This is a genomic window from Pseudomonas emilianonis (genome assembly GCF_023072625.1).
GTDB classification, from domain to species: Bacteria; Pseudomonadota; Gammaproteobacteria; order Pseudomonadales; family Pseudomonadaceae; genus Aquipseudomonas; species Aquipseudomonas paraveronii.
In genome coordinates this window covers 1-3,477 of sequence record NZ_JAKNRV010000463.1, presented here as the reverse complement: position 1 = coordinate 3,477, position 3,477 = coordinate 1, and the positions used below count along the sequence as shown (strand labels likewise).

4 protein-coding genes and 2 pseudogenes are annotated in these 3,477 nt (G+C 61.9%); 3 read left to right on the top strand and 3 right to left on the bottom strand.

Annotated features, from left to right (window positions below; all coding sequences use genetic code 11):
• Positions 1 to 9: 9 nt before the first annotated feature.
• Positions 10 to 150, bottom strand: a pseudogene (locus L9Z73_RS27575) (AraC family transcriptional regulator); the annotation flags it as partial.
• A gap of 89 nt (positions 151 to 239) precedes the next feature.
• Here L9Z73_RS27575 and inhA point away from each other — a divergent pair.
• From inhA to L9Z73_RS27565, 3 genes are all read left to right on the top strand, one after another.
• Positions 240 to 920 carry an isonitrile hydratase gene (gene inhA / locus L9Z73_RS27570; protein ID WP_247407826.1) on the top strand — a complete coding sequence of 227 codons (681 nt, stop codon included), beginning with the start codon at positions 240 to 242 and terminating at the stop codon, positions 918 to 920.
• Positions 921 to 929: 9 nt separating this feature from the next.
• Complete coding sequence (locus L9Z73_RS31245) at positions 930 to 1,055, top strand: hypothetical protein (protein ID WP_282598777.1); 126 nt, start codon at positions 930 to 932, stop codon at positions 1,053 to 1,055.
• Positions 1,056 to 1,139: 84 nt separating this feature from the next.
• Positions 1,140 to 2,594, top strand: coding sequence for a mannose-1-phosphate guanylyltransferase/mannose-6-phosphate isomerase (locus tag L9Z73_RS27565; protein WP_247407825.1), 1,455 nt, complete (start codon positions 1,140 to 1,142; stop codon positions 2,592 to 2,594).
• Between the two features lie 3 nt (positions 2,595 to 2,597).
• Here the strand turns inward: L9Z73_RS27565 and L9Z73_RS27560 are convergent, their stop codons facing one another.
• Both L9Z73_RS27560 and L9Z73_RS27555 read right to left on the bottom strand, forming a co-directional pair.
• The gene (locus L9Z73_RS27560; RefSeq protein ID WP_247407823.1) at positions 2,598 to 3,182 is read right to left on the bottom strand and encodes a DUF4174 domain-containing protein; all 585 of its coding nucleotides are present in this window, start codon (positions 3,180 to 3,182) and stop codon (positions 2,598 to 2,600) included.
• Positions 3,183 to 3,347: 165 nt separating this feature from the next.
• A pseudogene (locus tag L9Z73_RS27555) lies at positions 3,348 to 3,477 on the bottom strand (glutathione S-transferase); the annotation flags it as partial.

The window sequence follows — 3,477 nt, the reverse complement described above, 5'->3', positions numbered from 1 at the left end:
CTAGGCTTCGGCGATCACCGCGACCGCGTAGGGCAACGACGCACCGCGCTGGCGCGCCAGGTCGTTGGCCGAGGCGAACACCTGCAAGGGCCCGGTCACATCGAGCACTTGGGCATTATCAAAAGCGAGTACGTGAATGAGTCGAGGCATGATTGGCGTGATGTGTGGGTTCAATGGCGTATTCGCCAAAGCCTAGGCCTCTAGAGTGAAGCCGTCCACCCTTTATCGGAGCTTCGTTCATGACCTTGCAGATTGGTTTTCTGTTGTTCCCCGGCATCCAACAACTGGACCTCACCGGCCCCTATGACGTATTGGGTTCGCTGCCGGATGTGAAATTGCACCTGGTGTGGAAAGACCTGGCGCCGGTCACGTCCAGCACCGGATTGGTGTTCACGCCGACCATGACCTACGCCGACTGTCCGACCCTGGATGTGCTCTGCGTCCCCGGCGGCAGCGGCGTCGGACCGTTGATGGAAGACCCGCAGACCCTCGACTTCCTCAGGGCCCAGGCGCTCACCGCGCGTTATGTCACCTCGGTGTGCACCGGTTCGCTGGTACTCGGTGCGGCCGGCTTGCTGCGCGGTCGCAAGGCCACCACCCATTGGGCCTACCACGACCTGCTCGCCCCGCTCGGCGCCATCCCGGTACAGGCGCGCGTGGTGCGTGACGGCAACCTGTTCACTGGCGGCGGGATTACCGCAGGGATCGACTTCGCCCTGACCCTGGCGGCTGAGCTGTACGACGAAGCGACCGCGCAACTGGTGCAGTTGCAGATCGAATACGCACCGGCGCCGCCGTTCGATTCAGGCCGGCCGGATACCGCGCCCACGTCAGTGTTGGAAGAAGCCAACAAGCGCACGACCGAGTCGCGCAAGGTCCGGGGCGAGATCACTGCGCGGGCGGCAGCTCGATTGGGTTGACACTGGCCGATGTTCGTCGTGGGTGGTCGCGCTGAACGGCAACCCGCTCTTCGACGCCGCGCTCTCGCACAGCGTTTCAGCGACGTGGACGGCATCCTGATGCTCAACACCTCGCAGTTGCCGCTGCGCGGCTAGTCGCCGATGATGCGGGTCACCGCGATTGCGATCGAACTTGATCCCAAAGGCGTGGGCCGTCCTTTCCACCCAAGAAGTCCATTGATGAATACCCACGACGGATTAATTCCCTGCATCATTTCCGGCGGTTCGGGTACCCGACTGTGGCCAGTGTCCCGGCAGAACATGCCCAAGCCGTTCATGCACATGCGCGATGGCCAGAGCCTGCTGCAGAAAACCTTCCTGCGTGCCAGCCGCCTGCCCGGTGTGGAAAGCGTGCTCACCGTCACCAACCGTGACCTGCTGTTTCGCACCCTGGATGACTACCGTCAGGTGAACAAGGCCCAGCTGCCCCTGGACTTGTTGCTGGAGCCCTTCGGCCGCAACACGGCAGCGGCGATTGCCGTGGCGGCGTTGCATGTGCAGGAGCACTTTGGCGACGACGCCCCGTTGCTGGTGATGCCCGCCGACCACTTGATCCTCAATGAAACCTCGTTTGCCGTGGCCGTGAGCCAGGCCCGCGAGCTGGCCGAAGCCGGCTATCTGGTGACCTTCGGTATTGAGCCTGATCGCCCCGAAACCGGCTTCGGCTATATCGAACAAGGTGCAGCGCTGGGGGCGGGAAACCGGGTCAACCGCTTTGTCGAAAAACCCGACCGGGCCACCGCGCAAGGCTATCTCGACGGCGGCAAGCACCTGTGGAACGCCGGCATATTCTGCTTCAAGGCCAGTACCCTGGTGAACGAGCTGACCACCCACGCTCCGCAGGTGCTGGCGGCCGCCAAGGCTGCGCTGGCGCACAGCCAGAGCCTGCAGAATATAACCTCGCGCCAGCGTGAACTGGATGCCGAAGGCTTCGGCAGCGCACCGGACCTGTCCATCGACGTGGCGCTGATGGAGAAGTCCACGCAGGTGGCCGTGGTGCCCTGTGACATCGGCTGGAGCGATATCGGCTCCTGGGAAGCCTTGCGCCAGCTCACCCCCAGCGATGCCCAAGGCAACCAGGTCAATGGCGAAGCGATTCTGCATGACGTACACAACTGCTACATCGACTCGCCAAAGCGCGTACTCGGCGCGGTGGGCGTGCGCGACCTGATCATCGTCGACACCGCCGACGCCCTGCTGATCGCCGATGCCAATCGCAGCCAGGATGTGCGCCACATCGTGGCCGAGCTCAAGCGCCAGAACCATCCGGCGTACAACCTGCACCGCACAGTGACGCGACCATGGGGCACCTACACCGTGCTGGAGGAAAGTGCGCGCTTCAAGATCAAGCGCATTGTGGTCAAGCCGCTGGCGTCACTGTCGTTGCAGATGCATCACCACCGCAGCGAACACTGGGTGGTGGTCAGCGGTACCGCACAGATCACCAATGGCGAGCGGGAATTTCTGATCAACGCCAACGAGTCCACCTACATTCCGGCCGGGCACAAACACCGCCTGACCAACCCGGGCATCATCGAGTTAGTGATGATCGAGGTGCAGAGCGGCGAGTACCTGGGCGAAGACGACATTGTGCGCTTTGACGATATCTACGGGCGCGCGCCCGCAGAAGGATAGGCCTCAGTCATCCAATGGCTGAGGGGCCGGTTTGCTGCCAGGTTTTGCCGGTTTGGCGGGCTTGGCGCCCTTGGCCGGAGCGGGTGCGACAGGTTCGGGCTCTGCAGCGGCAGCCGCTTCTTTCTCGGCCATCGGCATCTGATCGATTGCGCTGAAGAAGTCCTTCAAGTCGAGGGCATCCGGTGGCACGGTCTTCTCAACTTTCTTCTCACCATCCTTGCCCACCAGGATCACTTTGGTGCCGCTGCCGGCGCCTAATTTGAGGGCGCGGATCAGCGCGTTGGTTTCAGGCGGTGTGAGCTTCTTGTTGTCCTTGGGGTCCTTGGCGAACTTCTCCCCTTCGGCACCGATGCTGCCAAACTTCACGGTGTACAACACCATTCCGCGCTCTTCAAAGGACTGCTTGGTGGCAGGCTCGTCCAGCTGTTTCTTGAGCTTGACCAATGTTTCATTGCCGGAATCAAGCTCCACCACTACCAGCGGTCGGGCCTTGCCCAAATCCTGCTTGAGCGGGTTGATATCAGCAGCAGCCAACAGCGGCCCCGTAAAAGCCATCAAGGTAGCCAGGGTCAGCGACCGGATGAGCATGCGCACCTCCTTTGAATTCCATGCAGGGTTCTTGAGTTTCATGTCTGCGACAGCCAAATTCAAGGATGATTCCTACACCACCTTGAGAAAGCGTAGGCCAGGACACCTGCTACGCAAGGGATTGGGTCGGTTTGGCGGCCATTGTTTCTTTTGGTTGCCGAAATATTAAGAGACCTCCCACTCCGGCCAATGCCGAGCAAACACAGGCGCCACGAGCGGATCGGCATCCACCCTGTCCAGGGTCTGCGCAAACGCCGGCCGCGAGGCGTGCAACGCTTCTCGCGCCGCATCCCAG

Coding starts and splice junctions, on each gene's coding strand:
- inhA (WP_247407826.1), top strand. CDS start 240: ATGACCTTGCAGATTGGTTTTCTGTTGTTCCCCGGCATCCAACAACTG.
- L9Z73_RS31245 (WP_282598777.1), top strand. CDS start 930: ATGTTCGTCGTGGGTGGTCGCGCTGAACGGCAACCCGCTCTTCGACGC.
- L9Z73_RS27565 (WP_247407825.1), top strand. CDS start 1,140: ATGAATACCCACGACGGATTAATTCCCTGCATCATTTCCGGCGGTTCG.
- L9Z73_RS27560 (WP_247407823.1), bottom strand. CDS start 3,182: ATGCTCATCCGGTCGCTGACCCTGGCTACCTTGATGGCTTTTACGGGG.